This window comes from Streptomyces puniciscabiei, assembly GCF_006715785.1.
In the GTDB taxonomy this organism is placed as follows: Bacteria; Actinomycetota; Actinomycetes; order Streptomycetales; family Streptomycetaceae; genus Streptomyces; species Streptomyces puniciscabiei.
Window position 1 is genome coordinate 5,060,631 of the sequence record NZ_VFNX01000001.1, and the last position, 22,798, is coordinate 5,083,428.

A 22,798-nucleotide genomic window follows, 5' to 3' on the forward strand; every position below is an offset into this window, starting at 1 on the left:
CGGCGCACCCCACCCCGCCGTCCCCAAGCCACCCCCCGCCCCTCCGGTTAGGCTCTGGCCAGGACGACCGCATCCGAGGGGAGGCCACGGAGATGACGCCGGGGCGCAGAAGCAGTACCTTCACCCGCCTGCTCCGACACGGCTTCACCGACCCCTCCGCCGCCGAGCGCCTCCTCGACGGCCCGGAACTCGCCCCCGTCCGCAACGACCCCGTCCTCCTGGAGGCCCTGGGCGCCACCGCCGACCCCGACCTCGCCCTGCACGGCCTGGTCCGGCTCCTGGAGGCCCAGGACGGCGACACGGCCCATCGCTCACTGCTGGACACCCTCATCGCGGCCAAGCCCCTGCGCGACCGCCTCCTCGGCGTCCTCGGCGCCTCCGCCGCCCTCGCCGACCACCTGGCCCGCCACCCGAGCGACTGGCACGCCCTGGTCACCTACGAGCCGAGAGACCTCCACCCCGGCGTCGAGGAGTTCGAGCGCGGCCTGGCGGAGGCCACCGACCCCGTCTCCCTCCGCGTCGCCTACCGCCGCTGCCTGCTCTCCATCGCCGCCCGCGACGTCTGCGGCACCACGGACGTCGCCGAGACGGCCGCCGAACTCGCCGACCTCGCCACCGCCACCCTCCGCGCCGCCCTGGCCATCGCACGGGCGCAGGCCCCCGGCGACGCCGCCGCCTGCCGCCTCGCGGTGATCGCGATGGGCAAGTGCGGCGGTCACGAACTGAACTACGTCTCCGACGTGGACGTGATCTTCGTGGCGGAGGCGGCCGAGGGCACCACCGAGGCCAAGGCGCTCACCGCCGCCACCCGCCTCGCCTCGCACCTGATGCGGATCTGCTCGGAGACCACCGTGGAGGGCTCCATCTGGCCGGTGGACGCCAACCTCCGCCCCGAGGGCCGCAACGGCCCCCTGGTCCGCACCCTCTCCTCCCACCTCGCCTACTACCAACGCTGGGCGAAGACCTGGGAGTTCCAGGCCCTGCTCAAGGCCCGCCCGGTGGCGGGCGACGCGGAACTGGGCCAGGCGTACGTCGACGCGCTCGAACCCATGGTCTGGAAGGCCGCCGAACGCGAGAACTTCGTCGCGGACGTCCAGCAGATGCGCCGCCGCGTCATCGAGAACATCCCGGCGGCCGAGATCGAACGAGAGCTCAAACTCGGCCCCGGCGGCCTCCGCGACGTCGAATTCGCCGTCCAGCTACTGCAGTTGGTGCACGGCCGCACCGACCAGAGCCTGCGCAGCGGCACCACCCTGGACGCCCTGCAGGCCCTCGCCGCCGGAGGCTACGTCGGCCGCGAGGACGCCGCCCGCCTGGACGAGGCGTACCGCTTCCTGCGCGCGATGGAGCACCGCATCCAGCTCTACCGCCTGCGCCGCACCCACCTCGTCCCGGTCGCCGAGGAGGACCAGCGGCGCCTCGGCCGCTCCCTCGGCCTGCGCACCGACCCGGTGGCCGAGCTGAACCGCGAGTGGAAGCGGCACACCGGCGTCGTACGCAGGCTGCACGAGAAGCTCTTCTACCGCCCGCTCCTCGACGCGGTCGCCCAACTGGCCCCCGGCGAGGCCCGCCTGAGCCCCGAGGCGGCCCGCGAGCGCCTCGTCGCCCTCGGCTACGCCGACCCGGCGGCCGCCCTGCGCCACCTGGAGGCCCTGGCCTCCGGCGTGACCCGCAAGGCGGCCATCCAGCGCACCCTGCTCCCCGTCCTCCTCGGCTGGTTCGCCGACTCGGCGGACCCGGACGCGGGCCTGCTGAACTTCCGCAAGGTCTCCGACGCGCTCGGCAAGACCCCCTGGTACCTGCGCCTGCTCCGGGACGAAGGGGCGGCCGCGGAGAACCTGGCCCGCGTGCTGTCGGCGGGCCGCCTCGCCCCCGACCTGCTCATGCGCGCCCCCGAGGCGGTGGCCCTGCTGGGCGACGGCGACGGCGGCGGCCTCGCACCCCGCGGCCGTGCTCCCCTGGAGCAGGAGATCCTGGCCGCCGTGGGCCGCGCGGAGAACGCCGAGCAGGGCGTCACCGCGGCCCGCGGCGTGCGCCGCCGCGAGCTGTTCCGTACGGCTGCCGCCGACATCGTCGGCTCCTACGGCACCGAGACCAGCCCCGCCGAGGCCGACCAGGGCGCCCTGGTGGACCGGGTCGGCGCGGCGGTCTCCGACCTCACGGCCGCCACCCTCGCCGGCACTCTGCGGGCGGTGGTCCGGGACGGCTGGGGCGACATGCTGCCCACCCGGTTCGCGATCATGGGGATGGGCCGGTTCGGCGGCCACGAGCTGGGTTACGGCTCCGACGCGGACGTCGTCTTCGTGCACGAGCCGCAGGACGGCGTGGACGAGCACGAGGCGGCCACCGCCGCGAACAAGGTCGTCGCCGAGATGCGCCGCCTGCTGCAGCTGCCCAGCTCGGACCCGCCGCTGCTCATCGACGCCGACCTGCGCCCGGAGGGCAAGTCGGGCCCGCTGGTGCGCACCCTGAAGTCGTACGAGGCGTACTACCGCCGCTGGTCCCTGGTCTGGGAGTCCCAGGCGCTGCTGCGGGCCGAGCCGGTCGCCGGGGACGAGGACCTGGGCCGTCGCTTCACCGAGCTGATCGACCCCCTGCGCTATCCGGCGCACGGCCTCGGCGAGGATGCCGTACGCGAGATCCGCCGGCTGAAGGCCCGGATGGAGTCCGAGCGCCTGCCGCGCGGCGCGGACCCCAAGCTGCACACCAAGCTGGGCCCGGGCGGGCTGTCCGACGTCGAGTGGACCGTGCAGCTCTTCCAGCTGCGGCACGGCTGGGACCATCCCGGTCTGCGCACCACCCGCACCCGCCAGGCGCTGGCCGCCGCCCGCGAGGCCGGGCTGCTGTCCGCGGAGGAGGCGGAGATCCTGGACGAGGCCTGGGTGCTGGCGACGCGGGTGCGCAACGCGGTGATGCTGGTGCGCGGCCGGGCCGGGGACACCTTCCCCACCGAGCCGCGCGAGCTGGCCGCCGTGGGCCGCTACCTGGGCTACGGCGCCGGGCACGCCGGCGACATGCTGGACGCCTACCGCCGTACCACCCGCAGGGCCCGCACGGTGGTGGAGGAGCTGTTCTACGCGGACTGATCCGTCCGGCCCCGGACGATCTACGCGGCCTGAGCGGCACCGACCGGTTCGAGGGCCGCCGCCGGGGTCACCCGCGGCAGCGCGTACGGCAGCGCGCCGTACCACACCCGCGCCACCGTGAACCCGAAGGCCAGGCAGAGCACTCCGCCCACGGCGTCCAGCCAGAAGTGGTTGGCCGTGGCGACGATGACCAGCAGGGTGGCCGCCGGGTAGAGCAGGCCCAGTACCCGTACCCAGGGCACGGTCGCCAGCGCGAAGACGGTCAGCCCGCACCACAGCGACCAGCCGATGTGCATCGAGGGCATCGCCGCGTACTGGTTCGACATGTGCTTCAGATCGCCGGAGGCCATCGAGCCCCAGGTGTGGTGCACCATCACGGTGTCCACGAAGTGCCCGTCGCGCATCAACCGGGGCGGCGCGAGCGGAAACAGATAGTAACCGGCGAGTGCCACACCGGTGGTCGCGAACAGCGCCAGCCGCGCCGCCGCGTACCGGCCCGGATGCCACCGGTACAACCAGACCAGCACACCGATCGTGATGACGAAGTGCAGCGTGGCGTAGTAGTAGTTCATCCCGATGATCAGCCAAGACACCGAGTTGACGGCGTGGTTGACGGACCGCTCGACGGCGATGCCCAGATGGTGCTCGGCGCTGAGGATCCAGTCGGCGTTGCGCAGCGCCTTGCTCTTCTGCTCCGGGACGGCGTTGCGGATCAGCGAGTACGTCCAGTAACTCACCGCGATCAGAAGGATCTCGAACCAGAGCCGGGGCCGCCGCGGCCGTCGTAGCCGGACCAGCAGACGCGTTCGGTCCTCGCCCGTGACGGCCTGCGGAACGGCCACCTCCTCGCGACCTTCCGACTGCGTCACGGTCGAGTCACTCATAGCCATCAAGTCTGCCAGAAAAGGCTTCCTCGACCGATCATCCCAAGGTCGGGTCCGGGACGCACCTTCTACGACATACGGACGACATTCGGCGCCGAAGCGGTCGAACCGCGCACCACCAGCTCCGGCATGAACACGAACTCGCTGTGCGGCGCGGGCGTCCCGCCGATCTCCTCCAGCAACGTGCGCACCGCGGCCTGGCCCATCGCCGGCACCGGCTTGCGGACCGTGGTCAGCGGCGGGTCGGTGAAGGCGATCAGCGGGGAGTCGTCGAAGCCGACCACCGACACGTCCCGGGGCACCTCCAGGCCCCGCTGCCGGGCGGCTCGTATGGCACCGAGCGCCATCATGTCGCTGGCGCACACCACGGCCGTGCAGTCCCGGTCGATCAGCGCGGTCGCGGCCGCCTGACCGCCCTCCAGGGTGTACAGCGAGTGCTGGATCAGCTCGGTCTCGACCACCTCGGCCGCGAGCCCCAGCTGGTCCTGCACGGCCCGCACGAAGCCCTCGATCTTGCGCTGCACCGGCACGAACCGCTTCGGGCCGAGGGCGAGCCCGATCCGGGTGTGCCCGAGCGACACCAGGTGGGTCACCGCCAGCGTCATCGCGGCCCGGTCGTCGGGGGAGATGAACGGCGCCTGCACCTTCGGCGAGAACCCGTCCACCAGCACGAACGGCACGCCCTGCGCCCGCAGCCGCTCATAGCGCTGCATGTCGGCGGTGGTGTCGGCGTGCAGCCCGGAGACGTAGATGATCCCCGCGACCCCCCGGTCCACCAGCATCTCGGTCAGCTCGTCCTCGGTCGACCCCCCGGGGGTCTGGGTGGCGAGCACCGGCGTGTAGCCCTGGCGGGTCAGCGCCTGACCGATGACCTGGGCCAGGGCCGGGAATATCGGGTTCTCCAGCTCCGGTGTGATCAGGCCGACCAGCCCCTCGCTGCGCTGCCGCAGCCGCACCGGGCGCTCGTAGCCCAGGACGTCCAGCGCGGCGAGCACGGACTGGCGGGTGGTGGCGGCGACGCCCGGTTTTCCGTTGAGGACCCGGCTGACGGTCGCTTCGCTCACCCCCGCCTGCGCAGCGATGTCGGCAAGCCGTGTGGTCACGGCACTGGACTGTACCGGTCGTATGCCGCCTTGCACACCGACGGGACGCCGTGCGCGAGCGGCCGGACGGCCCGCCCTGGGTTGCTGCCTCATCGGGCTCCCTCGAATTGGTGGCGGCAAGAGCTTGCAGAGTCTTGCACAAGTGTCGTTGCTCCGGTGAGCGGTAACGACGGGGTAACCATCGTGTTCCCTTGCACTTTTTTTCTGCAAGGTCTTTCGCAACGCTTACAACGCTGTTACGTTCCTGGTCGCCCGGCCGCCGCAACGGCGCTGTCGGCAAGACCGCAGGGACGGCGGACGGGACCGCCCCTGCCTCACACGGGCTTTAACCCTCAAGGAGAACTCATGCGGCGTGGCATAGCGGCCTCCGCGCTGGTGGCGTCCCTCGCCCTCGCGGCGACGGCCTGCGGCGGCGGGAGCAGCGACAGCGGCAAGTCGGACGGCCCGGTCACCATCACCTGGTGGGACACCTCCAACGCCACGAACGAGGCGCCGACGTACCAGACCCTGATCAAGCAGTTCGAGGCTGCCAACAAGAACATCAAGGTCAAGTACGTCAACGTCCCCTTCGACCAGGCGCAGAACAAGTTCGACACCGCGGCTGGCTCCAAGGGTGCCCCGGACGTGCTGCGCTCCGAGGTCGGCTGGACCCCGGCCTTCGCCAAGAAGGGCTACTTCCTGCCGCTGGACGGCACCGAGGCCCTCGCCGACCAGGCCAAGTTCCAGCCCAGCCTGATCAAGCAGGCCCAGTACCAGGGCAAGACCTACGGCGTGCCGCTGGTCACCGACACCCTGGCCCTCGTCTACAACAAGGCCCTGTTCAAGAAGGCCGGCATCACCGACGCCCCCAAGACCTGGGACGAGCTGAAGTCCGACGCCGCCAAGATCCAGGCCAAGACCGGCACCTACGGCTACTGGGGCTCCACCGCGGCCTACTACGCCCAGACCTTCCTCTACGGCGAGGGCACCGACACCGTCGACGCTGCCGCCAAGAAGATCACCGTCGCCTCGCCCGCCGCCAAGAAGGCCTACGGCACCTGGCTGAGCACGTTCTCCGGCAAGGGCCTGCACAAGGCCGACACCACCGCCGACGCCTACGCCCACATCCAGGACGCGTTCGTCAACGGCAAGGTCGCCGCGATCGTCCAGGGCCCCTGGGAGATCACGAACTTCTACAAGGGCAGCGCCTTCAAGGACAAGTCCAACCTCGGCATCGCCACCGTCCCGGCCGGCTCCACCGGCAAGGCGGGCGCCCCGACCGGCGGCCACAACCTCGCGGTCTACGCCGGCTCGGACAAGGCGCACCAGGACGCGGCGCTGAAGTTCGTGAAGTTCATGACCTCGGCGGCCTCCCAGGAGACCATCGCGCTGAAGAACTCCACCCTGCCCACGCGTGACGACGCCTACACCGCGCAGGTCAAGGCCGACCCCGGCATCGCCGGCTACCAGGCCGTCCTGCCCGCCGCCCAGCCCCGCCCGGCGCTGCCCGAGTACAGCAGCCTGTGGGGTCCGCTCGACACCGAGCTGCCGAAGATCGCCGACGGCAAGGAGCCGCTGGACAAGGGCCTGAGCAACGCCGAGGTCGCCATCGCCAAGCTGGTGCCCGACTTCAGCAAGTGACGCCCGTGTGGCCGCCGGATCCTCTCGTCAGGAGGGGAAGGATCCGGCGGCCACCGCCCTGTGCCCGGCCCACCCCCTGATCGTTTTGAAGGTGTCGAACCATGACAGTCGCCATCGACCGCGCGACCGGCAAGCGCCGCGGTGACCGCGCGCCTCGGCCCGGGCTGGGGCAGCGCATCAGACACGGCTACCAGAAGTACTGGTACGCCTACGCGATGATCGCCCCGGTGGTCATCGTGCTCGCCGTGATCGTGGGCTACCCGCTGGTCCGCGGTGTCTACCTCACCCTCACCGACGCCAACAGCCTCAACTCGGCGCGCACGATCGGCGTCAACCACATCCCGGCCACCTACAAGTACATCGGGTTCGGGAACTACAAGGACATCCTGTTCGGCCCGTTGTCGTACGACCGGTTCTGGTCGCACTTCCTGTGGACCGTCTTCTGGACGGTCGCCTGCGTGTTCCTGCACTACACCATCGGTCTCGGCCTCGCGCTCATGCTCAACGAGAAGCTGCGCGGGCGCACCTTGTACCGGGTGCTGCTGGTCGTGCCCTGGGCCGTGCCGACCTTCGTCACGGTCTTCTCGTGGCGGATCATGCTCTCCGACTCCGGCGTGCTCAACCAGATCCTGCACGCGGTGCATCTGCCGGAGCCGCAGTGGCTCGAGGACACCTTCTGGCAGCGGTTCGCCGCGATCATGGTCAACACCTGGTGCGGTGTGCCGTTCATGATGCTCTCGCTGCTCGGCGGCCTGCAGTCCATCGACTCCTCGCTCTACGAGGCCGCCGAGATGGACGGCGCCAGCGCCTGGCAGCGCTTCCGGCACGTCACCCTGCCGGGACTGAGGTCCGTCAGCTCCACCGTCGTCCTCCTCGGCATGATCTGGACCTTCAACCAGTTCGCCATCATCTTCCTGCTGTTCGGGCCGACCGGCGCCCCGGACGCCCAGATCCTCGTGACCTGGGCCTACTTCCTGGGCTTCGGCCAGCAGCCGCGCGACTTCGCCCAGTCCGCCGCCTACGGCGTACTGCTGCTGTCGATCATCACCGTCTTCACCTCCTTCTACTTCCGCTGGCTGAAGCGCAATGACCAGCTCGCCGTCTGACGCCGCAGGAGAAGCCGCCATGAGCACCACGACCCTTGAGAAGACCGAGGCCGGACCCGCCGCCCCCGCGCAGCCCCCGCGCCGCCTGCGCCGGCGCGGCGAACGCGGCCCGCTCGGCGCCGCCCTCCTGCACGGCGGTCTCGCCGTCGCGAGCCTGATCGCGCTCGCCCCGGTGGCCTGGCTGATCTTCCTGTCGCTCGGCCCCGAGAAGGACGACTACCTGCACCCGGGCAAGATCCTGGGCAAGCTCAGCTTCTCCAACTACAGCTTCGTGCTGCAGCACACCGGCTTCTTCGACTGGTTCAAGTCGACGATGATCGTGGCCGGCGGCACCACGCTGATCGGCGTCTTCGTCGCGGCCACCACCGGCTACGCGGTCTCCCGGATGCGCTTTCCCGGCTACAAGCAGCTGATGTGGGTGCTGCTGCTCACCCAGGCCTTCCCGATCGCCATCCTGATCGTGCCGATGTACGAGATCTTCAGCCAGCTCGATCTCATCGACACCTACTGGGCGCTGATCGTCATCAACTGCACCACCGCCGTGCCGTACAGCGCCTGGCTGCTCAAGGGGTACTTCGACACCATCCCCTTCGAGATCGACGAGGCCGGACGCGTCGACGGGCTGAGCCCCTTCGGCACCTTCTTCCGGCTGATCCTGCCGCTGGCCCGCCCGGGCCTCGCCGTCGCCGCCTTCTACAACTTCATCACCGCGGTCGGCGAGGTCGCCTTCGCGACGACCTTCATGCTGGACGACTCCAAGTACACCTTCGCCGTCGGTCTGCAGACCTTCGTCAGCGAGCACGACGCCCAGTGGAACTACATGGCCGCCACCGCGGTGCTGATCGCGATACCCGTGTCGGTGTTCTTCTACCTCGTGCAGAAGAACCTCGTCACCGGCCTCACCGCCGGCGGCACCAAGGGCTGACGCCCGCCCCGGGACTCCCGCGCGCCTCACCGCGCGGGTAGGCGGCCGCGGTGCCCATCCGACCCCGCTGTCACCGCGGCCGCCTCGCACCCGCACCCCCGGCCCACCCGCATCCGCCGCCGCACCCACGCGCCCATGAACCGAACTCCGTTACAGACCAAGGACGCCATGAGCCAGCAGCACTCTGCCGCACCGGCCCACCACTCCGCCGCAGCCGCCGTCGCCGACCGCCGCCGCGACTGGTGGCGGGACGCCGTCATCTACCAGGTCTATCCGCGCAGCTTCGCCGACAGCAACGGCGACGGCATGGGCGACCTGGAAGGCGTACGCTCCCGCCTCCCGTACCTGCGTGACCTCGGCGTGGACGCCGTGTGGCTCAGCCCCTTCTACGCCTCCCCGCAGGCCGACGCGGGCTACGACGTCGCCGACTACCGCGCCGTCGACCCGATGTTCGGCAACCTGCTGGACGCCGACGCGCTGATCCGCGACGCCCACGAGCTGGGACTGAGGATCATCGTCGACCTCGTGCCGAACCATTCCTCCGACCAGCACGAGTGGTTCAAGCGCGCCCTCGCCGAGGGCCCCGGCTCCCCGCTGCGCGAGCGCTACCACTTCCGCCCCGGCAAGGGGAAGAACGGCGAACTCCCGCCCAACGACTGGGAGTCCATCTTCGGCGGCCCCGCCTGGACCCGGGTGACCGAGCCCGACGGCACCCCCGGCCAGTGGTACCTGCACCTCTTCGCGCCCGAGCAGCCCGACTTCAACTGGGAGCACCCGGCCGTCGGCGACGAGTTCCGCTCGATCCTCCGCTTCTGGCTGGACATGGGCGTGGACGGCTTCCGCATCGACGTGGCCCACGGCCTGGTCAAGGCCGACGGCCTGCCCGACCTCGGCTCCCACGACCAGCTCAAACTGCTGGGCAACGATGTCATGCCGTTCTTCGACCAGGACGGCGTCCACGCGATCTACCGTCAGTGGCGGAGGATCCTCGACGAGTACGCGGGCGAGCGCATCTTCGTGGCGGAGGCGTGGACCCCGACCGTCGAGCGCACCGCCAACTACGTCCGCCCCGACGAGCTGCACCAGGCCTTCAACTTCCAGTACCTGGCGACGGAGTGGGACGCGAAGGAGCTCCGTACGGTCATCGACCGCACCCTGGAGGCCATGCGCCCGGTCGGCGCCCCCGCCACCTGGGTGCTGTCCAACCACGACGTCACCCGGCACGCCACCCGCTTCGCCAACCCGCCCGGCCTCGGCACCCAGATCCGCACGGCCGGTGACCGCGAACTCGGCCTGCGCCGGGCCCGCGCCGCGACCCTCCTCATGCTGGCGCTGCCCGGCTCGGCGTACATCTACCAGGGCGAGGAACTGGGCCTGCCCGACGTCGTGGACCTGCCCGACGAGGTCCGCCAGGACCCGGCGTACTTCCGCGGCGCCGGCCAGGACGGCTTCCGCGACGGCTGCCGGGTGCCGATCCCGTGGACCCGTACGGGGTCGTCGTACGGCTTCGGCAGCGGCGGCAGCTGGCTTCCGCAGCCGGTGAGCTGGGGCGAGCTGAGCGTGGAGGCGCAGACGGGGGTCCCCGGCTCGACGCTGGAGCTGTACCGGTCCGCGCTGAGCGCGCGCCGTGCCCGGCCGGACCTCGGCGCGGGCGACACGGTGGAGTGGCTGCGGGCGCCCGAGGGCGTCCTGGCCTTCCGGCGCGGGGAGTTCGTGTGCGTCGCGAACACCACGGGGGAGGCGGTGACGACCCCCGCGTACGGACGGGTGCTGCTCGCCAGCGGTGAGGTGACCGAGGCCGACGACGAGACGAAGGTGCCCGCCGACACGACGGTGTGGTTCACGGCCGTCTGACGGTCGGCCTGACGGCCCGTCGACAAGTTCTTGCATCAACTTCACAACGGCCCGCTGCCTTTCAGGCGGCGGGCCTTTAACATCTGCGTCACCGCAAGTTTGCTGAAACATTGCAGCAAGCGCCTTCAAGCGGTCTTTCCCAGCCTTCAAGGACGAAGGACCCCCACATGGCACGCAGAACCCTCCCCGCGGTGGCCGCCCTCACGGCCGCCGCTCTGGTTGGCATGAACCCGACCACCGCGGACGCCTCCCCGCCCGGCACCAAGGACGTCACCGCCGTCCTCTTCGAGTGGAACTACGCCTCGGTGGCCCGCGAGTGCACCAGCACCCTCGGCCCCGCCGGCTACGGCTACGTCCAGGTCTCCCCGCCCGCCGAGCACATACAGGGCTCGCAGTGGTGGACGTCGTACCAGCCGGTGTCGTACAGGATCGCGGGCCGGCTCGGTGACCGCACCGCCTTCAAGAACATGATCGACACCTGTCACGCGGCCGGTCTGAAGGTCGTCGTCGACACCGTCGTCAACCACATGTCGGCGGGCAGCGGCACCGGCACCGGCGGCTCGACGTACAGCAAGTACGACTACCCCGGCCTGTACTCGTACCCCGACTTCGACGACTGCACCTCCCAGGTCACCAACTACCAGGACCGCTGGAACGTCCAGCACTGCGAACTCGTCGGCCTCGCCGACCTGGACACCGGCGAGGAGTACGTCCGCAAGACGATCGCCGGCTACATGAACGACCTGCTCTCCCTGGGTGCCGACGGCTTCCGCATCGACGCGGCCAAGCACATCCCGGCGGACGACCTGGCGAACATCAAGTCCCGCCTGACCAACCCTGCCGTCTACTGGAAGCAGGAGGTCATCTACGGCGCCAACGAGGCCGTCCAGCCCTCCGAGTACACCGGCAACGGAGACGTCCAGGAGTTCCGCTACGCCTACGACCTCAAGCGCGTCTTCAACAACGAGAAGCTGGCCTACCTGAACAACTTCGGCGAACCCTGGGGCTATCTCAGCAGCTCGGTGGCCGGCGTCTTCGTCGACAACCACGACACCGAGCGCAACGGCTCCACCCTCAACTACAAGGACGGCGCCAACTACACCCTGGCCAACGTCTTCATGCTCGCCTGGCCCTACGGCGCCCCCGACATCAACTCCGGCTACGAGTGGTCCGACGCGGACGCCGGCCCGCCCAACGGCGGCCAGGTCAACGCCTGCTGGCAGGACGGCTGGAAGTGCCAGCACGCCTGGCCGGAGATCATCCGCATGGTCGCCTTCCGCAACGCGACCCGCGGACAGTCGGTCACCAACTGGTGGGACGACGGCAACAACGCGATCGCGTTCGGTCGGGGGAGCAAGGGGTACGTGGCGATCAACCACGAGTCCTCGTCCCTGACCCGGACGTACCAGACCTCGCTGGCTGCCGGGACGTACTGCAACGTCCAGAACAACACGACGGTGACGGTGAACTCCAGTGGGCAGTTCACCGCCACCCTGGGTGCCAACACGGCGCTGGCGATCTATGCGGGGAAGTCGAGCTGCTGAGCAACGACGGGTGAGGTCCTGGTCGCCGCCCGGGCGCGGCGACCAGGACTCGCCCTCCGCACCGCAGGATTGACGTTGAAACGTCTTGCTATGTGTTTCAAGACTCTTGCTGTAAACCTTTCGGCGGCGATACGGTCGCGCGGGGTCGGACCCAAGGGATCCAAGAGAGCCGCATCCGCTAGGAGTTACCGCCTGTGATACCGAGAGCGAGACGGGCCGCGGCCGTCACCGCCGCAGCCCTCGCCGCCGCCCTGATCCAGCCACTGGCCGCGCAGGCGGCCTCCCCGCCGCCCGCGCCTCCTTCGGACGCGCGGCTCGCCGCCCAGCCCGCCCGGCACGACGACACCCGCGAGCAGTTCTACTTCGTCATGCCGGATCGTTTCGCCAACGGGGACAAATCCAACGATGAAGGCGGCCTGACAGGCTCGCGGCTCAGCACCGGCTACGACCCCACCGACAAGGGCTTCTACCAGGGCGGCGACCTCAAGGGCCTGACCCGGAAGCTCGACTACATCAAGGGCCTGGGCACCACCGCCATCTGGATGGCCCCCATCTTCAAGAACCGTCCCGTACAGGGCACCGGGAGCAATGCCTCCGCCGGCTACCACGGCTACTGGATCACCGACTTCACCCAGGTCGACCCGCACTTCGGCACCAACCGGGACCTCAAGACCCTCATCTCCAAGGCGCACGCCAAGGGCATGAAGGTCTTCTTCGACGTCATCACGAACCACACCGCCGACGTCGTGAACCACCAGGAGAACTCCTCCGACTACCGCTCCAAGGGCGCCTTCCCCTACCTGACCGAGGACGGCCGCCCCTTCGACGACGCCGACTACGCGGACGGCGGCAAGAGGTTCCCGGCCGTCTCCAGCGCCTCCTTCCCGTACACCCCGCAGGTCACCAGCCGGTCCAAGGTCCCGGCCTGGCTCAACGACCCGACGATGTACCACAACCGGGGCGACTCGACCTTCACCGGCGAGTCCGCGACCTACGGCGACTTCTCCGGCCTGGACGACCTGTGGACCGAGCGTCCCGAGGTCGTCCACGGCATGGAGAAGATCTACGAGCGGTGGGTGAAGGACTTCGCGGTCGACGGCTTCCGGATCGACACCGTCAAGCACGTCGACATGCCGTTCTGGACCCAGTGGGCGACCGCGCTCGACCGCTACGCGGCGGCGCACGGGCGGAAGAACTTCTTCATGTTCGGCGAGGTCTACTCCGCCGACACGAACATCACGTCCCCGTACGTCACCCAGGGCCGCCTCGACGCCACCCTCGACTTCCCCTTCCAGGACGCGGCCCGCGCCTACGCCTCCCAGGGCGCGAGCGCCCAGAAGCTGGCGGGCGTCTTCGGTGACGACTACAAGTACACGACCGACAAGGCCAACGCGTACGAGCAGGTCACCTTCCTCGGCAACCACGACATGGGCCGCATCGGGTACTTCCTGAAGCAGGACAACCCGAAGGCCACCGACGCCGAGATCCTGAAGAAGGACGAGCTCGCCAACGAGCTGATGTTCCTCAGCCGCGGCAACCCGGTCGTCTACTACGGCGACGAGCAGGGCTTCACCGGCTCCGGCGGCGACAAGGACGCCCGCCAGACCATGTTCGCCTCCAAGGTCGCCGACTACCTGGACGACGACGAGATCGGCACCACCCGCACCCACGCGAGCGACTCCTACGACCCCTCGGCGCCCCTCTACCGGCAGATCGCCGCGCTCTCCGAGCTGCGCAAGGCCAACCCGGCCCTCACCGACGGAGTCCAGACCCAGCGCTACGCCGCCGACGGCGCCGGGATCTACGCCTTCACCCGCACGGACGCCAAGACCGGCCAGGAGTACGTCGTCGCCCTCAACAACGCCGGCTCGGCGCAGACGGCGACCTTCCCGACCGGGTCCGCCGGCATGACGTACCGGGGCATCTACGGCGCCACCGGCACCGTGACCTCCGACGGCGACCGCAAGATCGGCGTCACTGTCCCGGCCGGGTCCGCCGTCGTCTACAAGGCCGCCGGCACCCTCGCCGGGCCCGCCGCCGCGCCGACGATCACCCTGAAGGCCCCGGCCGCCGGAGCCACCGGCACGGTGGAGCTCGGCGCCGACGTCGACGGAGGCCGGCTGAACCGGGTCGTCTTCGCCGCCCAGGTCGGAAACGCCAAGTGGCAGGTGCTGGGCTCCGCCGACCACGCCCCGTACAAGGTCACCCAGACCCTCGGCAAGGACGTACCCGCCGGGACCGCGCTGCGCTACAAGGCCGTCGTGATCGACTCGGCCGGGCACACCGCGAGCGCCACGGCGAGCAGCACCTCCGGCACCCCGCCCGCGCCCGAGGTCCCCACGGCCTCCTCCCGCGACTACGCGATCGTGCACTACCGGCGCACCGACGGCGACTACGGCAACTGGGGCCTGTACGCCTGGGGCGACATCGCCGACGGCGAGGCCACCACGTGGCCGGCCGGCCACCCCTTCGTCGGCCGGGACGCCTGGGGCGCCTTCGCCTACGTCAAGCTCAAGCCGGGCGCCTCGAACGTGGGCTTCCTGGTCGTCGACAAGAACGGGAACAAGGACGTCTCCGCCGACCGGAGCATCGACGTCACCAAGACGGGTGAGGTCTGGGTCGAGCAGGGGAAGCCGGACGTACTGACCCAGAGGCCCGACTACCCGGCGCAGGACAGGACCAGGGCGGTCATCCACTACCACCGGGCCGACGGCGACTACGACGGCTGGGGCCTGCACGTCTGGACGGGTGCCGCGAACCCCACCGACTGGTCGAACCCGCTGAAGCCGGTCAAGACTGATGCCTATGGCGCGGTCTTCGAGGTGCCGCTCACCGAGGGTGCCACCAGCCTCAGCTACATCATCCACAAGGGCGACGAGAAGGACCTGCCCGCCGACCAGTCCCTGGACCTCAAGGCGAGCGGCTATGAGGTGTGGCTGTTGAACGGGCAGGAGAAGTACCTGCTGCCGCAGCCGGCGGGCAGCGCGGCCGCCCTCGACCTGAGCACGTCCAAGGCGATCTGGATCGACCGGGACACGGTCGCCTGGAACGGCGTGGACGGCGCCGCCTCCACCCAGCTGCTGTACTCCCCGGACGGCTCGATCGCGGTCAAGGACGGGGCGCTGACCAGCGACGACGAGCGCTGGATCCGGCTGGAGAAGACCACGCTGACCGACGCCCAGAAGGCGAGGTTCCCGCATCTGAAGGACTACACCGCCTGGTCCGTCGACCCACGTGACCGGGCCCGGGTGCGCGAGGCGCTGAAGGGCCAGCTCGTCGCCTCGCAGCGCGCCGTGAACGGTGCCGTCCTGGCCGCGACCGGCGTGCAGATCGCGGGCGTGCTGGACGACCTCTACCCCGGCGCCACCAAGGCCGCGCTCGGGCCGGTCTTCCACGACGGCAGGCCCACCCTCTCCGTCTGGGCGCCGACGGCACGGAACGTGTCACTGGAGCTGGACGGTTCGACCCATGCGATGCACCGCGACGACACCACCGGCGTCTGGTCCGTCACCGGCCCGGCGTCCTGGAAGGGCAAGCCCTACCGGTACGTCGTGAAGGTGTGGGCGCCGAGCGTCCGCAAGATGGTCACCAACAAGGTGACCGACCCCTACTCGGTCGCCCTGACCGCGAACTCCGAGCGCAGCCTCCTCGTCGACCTGAACGACAAGGCCCTCGCCCCGAGCGGCTGGTCGGCCCTGCACAAGCCCAGGGCCGTACCGCTGAAGGACGCGCAGATCCAGGAGCTGCACATCCGGGACTTCTCGGTCGCCGACAAGACCGTCCCGGCGCAGGACCAGGGCACCTACCTGGCCTTCACCGACCGCAGCAGCGACGGCTCCAGGCACCTGCGGGAACTGGCGAAGTCCGGCACGTCGTACGTCCACCTGCTGCCCGCCTTCGACTTCGCCACCGTCCCGGAGAAGAAAGCCGACCAGGCGAGCACCGACTGCGACCTGGCCTCCTACGCACCCGACTCCGACAAGCAGCAGGCGTGCGTGGCGAAGACCGCCGCGAAGGACGCCTACAACTGGGGCTACGACCCGTACCACTTCACGGTCCCCGAGGGTTCGTACGCCACCGACCCCGACGGCACCGCCCGTACGGTCCAGTTCCGCAGGATGGTCCAGGCGCTCAACCAGGACGGCCTCAGGGTCGTCATGGACGTCGTCTACAACCACACGGCGGCCAGTGGCCAGGCGGACACCTCCGTCCTCGACAGGATCGTGCCCGGCTACTACCAGCGGCTCCTCGCCGACGGAAGCGTGGCCAACAGCACCTGCTGCGCCAACACCGCACCCGAGAACGCGATGATGGGCAAGCTGGTGGTGGACTCGATCGTCACCTGGGCCAAGGAGTACAAGGTCGACGGGTTCCGCTTCGACCTCATGGGACACCACCCGAAGGCCAACATCCTCGCGGTCAGGAAGGCCCTCGACGCGCTGACCCCGGAGAAGGACGGCGTCGACGGCAGGAAGATCATCCTGTACGGCGAGGGCTGGAACTTCGGCGAGGTCGCGAACGACGCCCGGTTCGTGCAGGCCACGCAGAAGAACATGGCCGGCACCGGCATCGCCACCTTCTCCGACCGCGCCCGTGACGCGGTGCGCGGCGGCAGCCCCTTCGACTCCGACCCCGGCGTCCAGGGCTTCGCGTCCGGACTGTACACCGACCCCAACTCCTCCACCGCCAACGGCACCAAGGAGGAACAGAAGGCGCGCCTGCTGCACTACCAGGACCTGATCAAGGTCGGGCTGAGCGGCAACCTGGCGAAGTACCGCTTCACGGACACCGACGGCAAGGAGGTCACCGGGGCGGAGATCGACTACAACGGCTCGCCCGCCGGCTACGCGGACGCACCCGGCGACGCCCTCGCCTATGTGGACGCGCACGACAACGAGTCGCTGTTCGACGCCCTGACCTACAAGCTGCCGAAGGACACCTCCGCCTCCGACCGGGCCCGCATGCAGGTCCTGGCGATGGCCACGGCCGCCCTCTCCCAGGGGCCGTCCCTGTCCCAGGCGGGCACCGACCTGCTGCGCTCGAAGTCGCTGGACCGCAACTCCTTCGACAGCGGGGACTGGTTCAACGCCATCCACTGGAGCTGCGCCGACGGCAACGGCTTCGGGCGCGGACTGCCCATGGCCGCCGACAACCAGTCCAAGTGGGACTACGCCCGGCCGCTGCTCGCCGGCGTGCGGGTCGGCTGCCCGCAGATCACCGGCGCCTCCGCCGCGTACCAGGACCTGCTGAGGATCCGCACGACAGAGAAGGCGTTCTCGCTCGGCACGGCCACGCAGGTGCAGGACCAGCTGTCCTTCCCGCTGTCCGGCAAGGACGAGACACCGGGTGTGATCACGATGAAGCTCGGCGACCTGGTCGTCGTCTTCAACGCCACCCCGGAGCGGCAGGAGCAGAGGATCGGCGACCTGGCCGGGACGCGGTACCAGCTGCATCCGGTGCAGGCCTCCGGTGCCGACCCGGTGGTGAGGACCTCCGCCTACGCGGCCGGTACGGGCACGTTCAGCGTTCCGGCGCGGACGGTGGCGGTGTTCAGCCGGGCGGCGAAGTAGGGTCGGGTCCGTTGCCGTAGAACAGGAGTGCGCAATGCCGCAGATCACCGTCGACTACTCCGACACCATGGAGAACGCCTTCGACCGGGCGGGCTTCGCGCGGGCACTGCACGAGGCGACCGTGGAGATCGCGGCGGCGAAGCCGGAGGCCTGCAAGACGCTGTTCCGGTCGAGCACGCAGACGGCGTACGGGTACGAGGACCCAGGGGTGCGCGGTCACGCCATCGTGCACGTGACGATCGGGCTCCTCGCCGGCCGCAGCGACGAGACCAAGGCAAGGCTGACGGAGGCGGTGCTGGAACTGCTGCGCAGGCATGTGGCGGACGTGGCGTTCCCGCTGTTGCACGCCTCCGCCGAGGTCCGCGACCTGGACCCGTCGTACCGGAAGTTCGACCGGTAGCTCAGGGCGCCAAGGACAGCAGCCGGCCGACGAGCTCCGCGAAGGGGCCGTCGGCCGGCTCGTCCTTGACCATCTCCTTCAGCAGGGTCGCCATGCCCTCGTCGTGGGCGGCGCTGACCGCGGCCAGCGCGGCGAAGTCGTGCACCAGCTGGACCTCCAGCTCGGCGCGCGGGATGCGCCGCCCGTCCAGCCAGATCAGCGCGGTGGACTCGGCGAGCGAGATCCAGGAGCGGACGACCAGCTCCAGGCGCGGGGAGGCGTCGGTGACGCCCAGGTGCGACAGGATCTGCTCGTACGCGGCCTGGCGCACGGAGTCGATGAGGGCGTTCGTGGCCGACACGTGGTCCTTCGAGCGGACTCCGTCCGCGGAGACGGCCGGGCCGCCGCGCATCAGCGCCGAGAAACCGGGGCCGTGCTCGTCCACGAAGTCGAAGAAGCGGCCCATCACCCGCAGCAGCCGCGCGCCGAGCGGGCCCTCGTGCGGCTCGGCGAAGCGGCCGGCGAGATCCTCCGAGGCACGCTTCAACGCGGCCTCGTACAGGCTGAGTTTGCCGGGGAAGTAGTGGTAGACGAGCGGCCGCGAGATGCCCGCGGCCGTGGCTATCTCGTCGATGGAGACCTCGTCGGGCGAGCGTCGGCTGAACAGGTCGAGGGCGACGCCGATCAGCTGCTGCCGCCGCTCCTCGACGCCCATCCTGCGGCGAACCCCGGTACTCATGGGCACACCTTACCGACCGGGTTCGACCGCGGGTGTTCACATGTCGAGCACCAAACGATCGCTTCGGGCCCGCGAGACGCAGATCAGCATCGACTCGGCGCGCTCCTCGTCGGTCAGCAGCTCGTCGCGGTGGTCGATCTCCCCTTCCAGAACCCGCTGTTGGCAGGTACCGCAGAAGCCCTGCTCGCAGGAGTAGGCGGTGTCCGGCAGCTCCCGGCGTACGGCGGCCAGCACGGTGGAGTCGGCGGGCACGGTCAACGTCCGTCCGGTGCGCCGGAGTTCGACCTCGAACTCCGTGTTGCCGCCGGACGACGTACGGGGTGCGAACCGTTCCAGACGGACGTCCGGGAAGCGTTCCGCGACGGCCGTCATGAGCCCCTCGGGACCGCAACAGTAGAGGGCGGCGCCCTCGCCCACCTCCAGTGCGTCGAGGTCCGGCCGCCCCTCCACTACGGTCACCCGGTCACCGCCCAGCTTCGCGACCTCCTCCAGGAACGGCATCGAGGCCCTGTCGCGCCCCGCGTACAGCAGCCGCCACTCGGCACCGTCCGGGAGTGCGCGCAGCATCGGCAGCAGCGGGGTGATCCCGATACCGCCGGCGACGAAGACGTACGACTCCGCCTCGACCAGCGGAAAGCGGTTCCGGGGCCCCCGCACCTGCAGCTCCATGCCCTCCGTCACCTGCTCGTGCACCTCGCGCGAGCCGCCCCGCCCGCCGACGACCAGCCGGGTCGCGACGGTGTACGAGGAGGTGTCCTCGGGGTCGCCGCACAGCGAGTACTGCCGTACGAGCCCTGACGGCAGTACGAGGTCGAGATGCGCTCCGGGCTCCCAGCGCGGCAGGTCGCGCCCCTCCAGCCGGAGTTGGACGACCCCCTCGGCCACCGTCTCGTGCGAGGTCACCAGCAGCCGCAGGGCCCGCGAGCGCGGCCGGCCCGAGACGGGCTCCTCCAGTGCGGGCATCGGCCACAGTGGCGAGGCCTGGATACGGCGGCGCAGGGCCTGCCGGGCCAGCAGGGCGGCGCCCGCGACGAGCACGACGTTGCGCAGCTTCGGCATCAGGCGGCCCTCCTCTCCGCCGCCGTGGCCGCCGGCGAGGAGGCCAGGTAGGCGACGGCCTGCTCGGTGTCGCCCTCCTGCGAGGGATGGTAGTCACGGCTCAGATAGCGGGGGATGGACCGGAACATGTCCCCGGTCGCGGGCAGCAGACCCCGCCTGCCGCGGACGTAGAAGTCCTTGAAGGTGGCCTTGCCGTCGATGAGGGTCGGGTCGTTCTCCATGAAGAAACGCGCCCCGCGCTGCCACAGGAACACCAGCGCCGAGAAGGCGGTGGCCCAGGTGCGTACGCGCCGGCGGTAGCTGCCGTCCACGTGCATGAACAGCTCGAAGGCGACCGAGCGGTGCTCGACCTCCTCCGCGCCGTGCCAGCGCAGCAGGTCCAGCATGGTCGGGTCGGCGCCGCGCCGGTCCAGCTCCTCGGCGTTGAGCACCCAGTTGCCGAGGAACGCGGTGTAGTGCTCGATCGCCGCGATGAGCGCGACCCGCTCCATCAGCCACCACCGGCGCGGCCGGCCCGGCGGCAGCGTCCGGTCGCCGAGCAGTTTCTCGAAGAACCAGTCGACCTGCGCGGTGTACGGCGTCGGGTCGAGCCCCTGCTCGCGCAGGTGCGGCAGCACCTCGTCATGGGCCTGGGAGTGCATGGCCTCCTGGCCGATGAACCCGATGACGTCCTCGCGGAGCCGCTCGTCGCGTATGTACGGCAGCACCTGCTTGTACACGTGCACGAACCACCGCTCACCGGCGGGCAGCAGCAGGTGCAGCACGTTGATGGTGTGCGTGGTGAACGGATCCTCCGGCACCCAGTGCAGCGGCGTGCCGTCCCAGGAGAAGGACACCTTGCGTGCCTTGAGCGGCACCCGGGCCTGCGTGTTAGACATGGCGTCAATGTACTGACGGGTAGGCCCGCTGAGAACCCCTGCGACAGGGCTTGTTTACGTTGGTGTCAATAAAGGGACCTGCCTCACGGGCCCTACTTCAGTCCGTCGACCTCGGTCCCGTCCGTCCGTGTGGCCTTCAGCGTGGCCCGGGCGCCCTGCTTGGCCCGGGCCACCAGGAACTGCCCTTCCCCGGCCGCGGTGACCCCGCCGCCCGCGCGGATCGACGCCGTGTCCTTGTCGCCCGCCGCCAGCAGATACCAGTGCCCGGCCGCGGACTTCCACAGCACCCCGGCGAGCACATGGGGATCACGCGGCCCGCAGGCCCGCGCGTCCGTGCCCCGGGCGACCAGCGCCCCGACCGGACGGCCCGGCAGGCCGAACAGGGCCAGCGCGCCCGTGCCGTCGCCGCGCCAGGTCTCGGCCCTGGCGCACACCCAGGAGGCCGCCCCGCTGCCGTCGGGCAGCGGCTGGCCGGCGAACGACCAGGCGTTGACGCTGCGCACCCCGCCGGAGCGCTCCGCGTCCAGTGCACAGGCGAACGGCGCCCAGGCCCGCAGCCCGGCCGGTCCGGACGCCTCGCCGGGCGAGCCGGGCCGGCCCGCGGTGAGGTGGGCCGGTACCAGCTCGCCCAGGTCGGTGGTGAGTGACGTACCGGAGGCGCCGGTCAGCTGGAGCACGGTCCAGGAGGTGCACCTGCCGGGCTGCAGCGCGGGGCTGGCCAGCGGCGCGGTGATGCCGTCGGTGACCTTCACCGGGGTCGTGTCCGAGTCCGGCTTCATCAGGTTCCGGGAGGCCACCTTCCTGACCCAGGGCGCGGTCAGGTACTGGGCGTTGCCGTCGGAGCGGCCCAGCACCAGCGCGCTCGCCTCGGCGCCGGTCGCGCCGTCGACCCGGGCGAGGTCGAGGACCGCGCCCTGGGTGCCGTCGACCGGCTCGGCGTAACGGGCGATGCGCAGGCCGTCGTAGAGCAGCACCACGCGGGCACCCGCCACCTGGCCCGCGTACAGCAGCTGGGGCGGGCCGGCCGGGCCGCCGGTCTGGGTGCCGGGGGTCGCCGAGACGTGGACCGTGGCGCCGGGGCGGGCCCACACCGCGAGGGCGCGGCGCAGCAGGTCCGTGTCCCCGGTGAGCGGGCCGCGCGCGGGCCACACCGAGAAGTCGGTGCGGGCGGAGGTCTTCCAGTCGGCGGGCGAGACCTGGATCAGCCGGGCGGGGTCGAGGGCGGCCTCGGCGGCCGGGTTCCCGGCGTAGACGGGTGCGGCGGCGCCGTCCGGGCCCCAGCCGCCCGAGGGCAGGGTGATCAGTGCCCCGCAGACCGCGAGCGCCGCGGCGGCGGCGAGCGCGGCCTTGGTGTGCTGGCGGCGGCGCATCAGATCGGTGGGCCGGGCCTGCAGCAGACAGGGGTCGAACTCGGGGGAGGAGAGCAGCGCGGGCTGCGTGGGCACGCCGTTCGCCGAGGCCAGCGCGCCGCCCGGGTCGTCCACCCCGGCCGCGGTGAGCACCTTGCGGATCTCGGCGTCGGAGAGCTTCTCCAGACCGCGCAGCACATAGGCGGCGCGGGCCGGACCGGACAGGGCGGACAGCCGCTGGTCCAGGGCGAGTTCGTCGGCGCCGCCCGAGCGCGGGAACAGCCTCAGGCCCCAGACCTGGGGCAGCAGCGGCGGCAGCTGGGAGAGCCGGGGCAGGCCCTTGCGGGGCCGGGCCGCCTCCAGTGCCGTACGCAGGACGCGCTCGCGCAGGAACGCGTACCCGGGGTCGCCCTCGGGTTCGGAGGTCTGGGCCGGGATCACGGACTGTCGCCCCCGGCCGCTGGGCAGGGCGCGCTGGGCGAGGGAGTGCGCGGTCAGCACCCGGCGGCTGCGGCCGAGGCCCGGCGGCAGCACCAGATAGGCGATCCGGACCAGCCGTGGATAGTGCTCGACGAGCGCGGCCTCGGCCTGCTCGACATCGAACGGTCCGGTGTTCCCGGAGGCGGGTGCGTGACGCTGGGCTACATCCTGTGACTGCACGTCATGGAGAACGAGCGAGCCGTGGGTTGGTCACCACCGGAT

General features: G+C 70.6%; 14 protein-coding genes. 8 read left to right on the forward strand and 6 right to left on the reverse strand.

Features of this window, described 5'->3' with window-relative positions:
- The first annotated feature begins 92 nt into the window (after positions 1–92).
- Positions 93–3,086, forward strand: coding sequence for a bifunctional [glutamine synthetase] adenylyltransferase/[glutamine synthetase]-adenylyl-L-tyrosine phosphorylase (locus FB563_RS23440; protein WP_055710443.1), 2,994 nt, complete (start codon positions 93–95; stop codon positions 3,084–3,086).
- A gap of 20 nt (positions 3,087–3,106) precedes the next feature.
- On the opposite strand, the gene FB563_RS23445 is transcribed toward FB563_RS23440, so the two are convergent.
- Together FB563_RS23445 and FB563_RS23450 are read right to left on the reverse strand one after the other, a co-directional pair.
- Positions 3,107–3,970, reverse strand: coding sequence for a phosphatase PAP2 family protein (locus tag FB563_RS23445; RefSeq protein ID WP_199833052.1), 864 nt, complete (start codon positions 3,968–3,970; stop codon positions 3,107–3,109).
- Between the two features lie 68 nt (positions 3,971–4,038).
- On the reverse strand, positions 4,039–5,073 hold the full coding sequence (locus FB563_RS23450; protein WP_055710442.1) for a LacI family DNA-binding transcriptional regulator: 1,035 nt from the start codon (positions 5,071–5,073) through the stop codon (positions 4,039–4,041).
- A gap of 345 nt (positions 5,074–5,418) precedes the next feature.
- On the opposite strand from FB563_RS23450, the gene FB563_RS23455 reads away from it, so the two are divergent.
- The 7 genes from FB563_RS23455 (at position 5,419) to FB563_RS23485 (ending at position 18,092) form a co-directional block, all read left to right on the forward strand.
- On the forward strand, positions 5,419–6,693 hold the full coding sequence (locus FB563_RS23455; protein ID WP_055710441.1) for an extracellular solute-binding protein: 1,275 nt from the start codon (positions 5,419–5,421) through the stop codon (positions 6,691–6,693).
- A gap of 101 nt (positions 6,694–6,794) precedes the next feature.
- On the forward strand, positions 6,795–7,799 hold the full coding sequence (locus FB563_RS23460) for a carbohydrate ABC transporter permease (protein ID WP_055710440.1): 1,005 nt from the start codon (positions 6,795–6,797) through the stop codon (positions 7,797–7,799).
- A 19-nt stretch (positions 7,800–7,818) separates the two neighbouring features.
- Positions 7,819–8,724 carry a sugar ABC transporter permease gene (locus FB563_RS23465; protein ID WP_055710439.1) on the forward strand — a complete coding sequence of 302 codons (906 nt, stop codon included), beginning with the start codon at positions 7,819–7,821 and terminating at the stop codon, positions 8,722–8,724.
- A 168-nt stretch (positions 8,725–8,892) separates the two neighbouring features.
- Positions 8,893–10,578, forward strand: coding sequence for a glycoside hydrolase family 13 protein (locus tag FB563_RS23470; protein ID WP_142218875.1), 1,686 nt, complete (start codon positions 8,893–8,895; stop codon positions 10,576–10,578).
- Positions 10,579–10,745: 167 nt separating this feature from the next.
- On the forward strand, positions 10,746–12,122 hold the full coding sequence (locus FB563_RS23475; protein WP_199832976.1) for an alpha-amylase: 1,377 nt from the start codon (positions 10,746–10,748) through the stop codon (positions 12,120–12,122).
- A 194-nt stretch (positions 12,123–12,316) separates the two neighbouring features.
- The gene (gene pulA / locus FB563_RS23480) at positions 12,317–17,692 is read left to right on the forward strand and encodes a pullulanase-type alpha-1,6-glucosidase (RefSeq protein WP_055709213.1); all 5,376 of its coding nucleotides are present in this window, start codon (positions 12,317–12,319) and stop codon (positions 17,690–17,692) included.
- 34 nt (positions 17,693–17,726) lie between these two features.
- Positions 17,727–18,092, forward strand: a complete 366-nt coding sequence (locus FB563_RS23485; protein WP_055709214.1) for a 5-carboxymethyl-2-hydroxymuconate Delta-isomerase — start codon at positions 17,727–17,729, stop codon at positions 18,090–18,092.
- A gap of 1 nt (position 18,093) precedes the next feature.
- Here the strand turns inward: FB563_RS23485 and FB563_RS23490 are convergent, their stop codons facing one another.
- The 4 genes from FB563_RS23490 to FB563_RS23505 form a co-directional block, all read right to left on the reverse strand.
- On the reverse strand, positions 18,094–18,810 hold the full coding sequence (locus FB563_RS23490; RefSeq protein ID WP_107100761.1) for a TetR/AcrR family transcriptional regulator: 717 nt from the start codon (positions 18,808–18,810) through the stop codon (positions 18,094–18,096).
- A 36-nt stretch (positions 18,811–18,846) separates the two neighbouring features.
- Positions 18,847–19,869 (reverse strand): PDR/VanB family oxidoreductase, encoded by a 1,023-nt coding sequence (locus FB563_RS23495; protein WP_055709216.1) that lies wholly within the window; start codon positions 19,867–19,869, stop codon positions 18,847–18,849.
- Positions 19,869–20,747 (reverse strand): metal-dependent hydrolase, encoded by an 879-nt coding sequence (locus tag FB563_RS23500; protein WP_055709217.1) that lies wholly within the window; start codon positions 20,745–20,747, stop codon positions 19,869–19,871. The genes FB563_RS23495 and FB563_RS23500 overlap by 1 nt, the downstream gene beginning before the upstream one ends.
- Positions 20,748–20,839: 92 nt before the next feature.
- On the reverse strand, positions 20,840–22,756 hold the full coding sequence (locus FB563_RS23505; protein ID WP_055709218.1) for a hypothetical protein: 1,917 nt from the start codon (positions 22,754–22,756) through the stop codon (positions 20,840–20,842).
- Positions 22,757–22,798 lie beyond the last annotated feature (42 nt).

What these genes read in the sequence shown, in the direction of transcription:
- FB563_RS23440 (WP_055710443.1), top strand. Translation starts at nt 93, where the DNA reads ATGACGCCGGGGCGCAGAAGCAGTACCTTCACCCGCCTGCTCCGACAC.
- FB563_RS23490 (WP_107100761.1), bottom strand. Translation starts at nt 18,810, where the DNA reads ATGAGTACCGGGGTTCGCCGCAGGATGGGCGTCGAGGAGCGGCGGCAG.
- FB563_RS23460 (WP_055710440.1), top strand. Translation starts at nt 6,795, where the DNA reads ATGACAGTCGCCATCGACCGCGCGACCGGCAAGCGCCGCGGTGACCGC.
- FB563_RS23445 (WP_199833052.1), bottom strand. Translation starts at nt 3,970, where the DNA reads ATGAGTGACTCGACCGTGACGCAGTCGGAAGGTCGCGAGGAGGTGGCC.
- FB563_RS23470 (WP_142218875.1), top strand. Translation starts at nt 8,893, where the DNA reads ATGAGCCAGCAGCACTCTGCCGCACCGGCCCACCACTCCGCCGCAGCC.
- FB563_RS23500 (WP_055709217.1), bottom strand. Translation starts at nt 20,747, where the DNA reads ATGTCTAACACGCAGGCCCGGGTGCCGCTCAAGGCACGCAAGGTGTCC.
- FB563_RS23475 (WP_199832976.1), top strand. Translation starts at nt 10,746, where the DNA reads ATGGCACGCAGAACCCTCCCCGCGGTGGCCGCCCTCACGGCCGCCGCT.
- FB563_RS23485 (WP_055709214.1), top strand. Translation starts at nt 17,727, where the DNA reads ATGCCGCAGATCACCGTCGACTACTCCGACACCATGGAGAACGCCTTC.
- FB563_RS23465 (WP_055710439.1), top strand. Translation starts at nt 7,819, where the DNA reads ATGAGCACCACGACCCTTGAGAAGACCGAGGCCGGACCCGCCGCCCCC.
- FB563_RS23455 (WP_055710441.1), top strand. Translation starts at nt 5,419, where the DNA reads ATGCGGCGTGGCATAGCGGCCTCCGCGCTGGTGGCGTCCCTCGCCCTC.
- FB563_RS23495 (WP_055709216.1), bottom strand. Translation starts at nt 19,869, where the DNA reads ATGCCGAAGCTGCGCAACGTCGTGCTCGTCGCGGGCGCCGCCCTGCTG.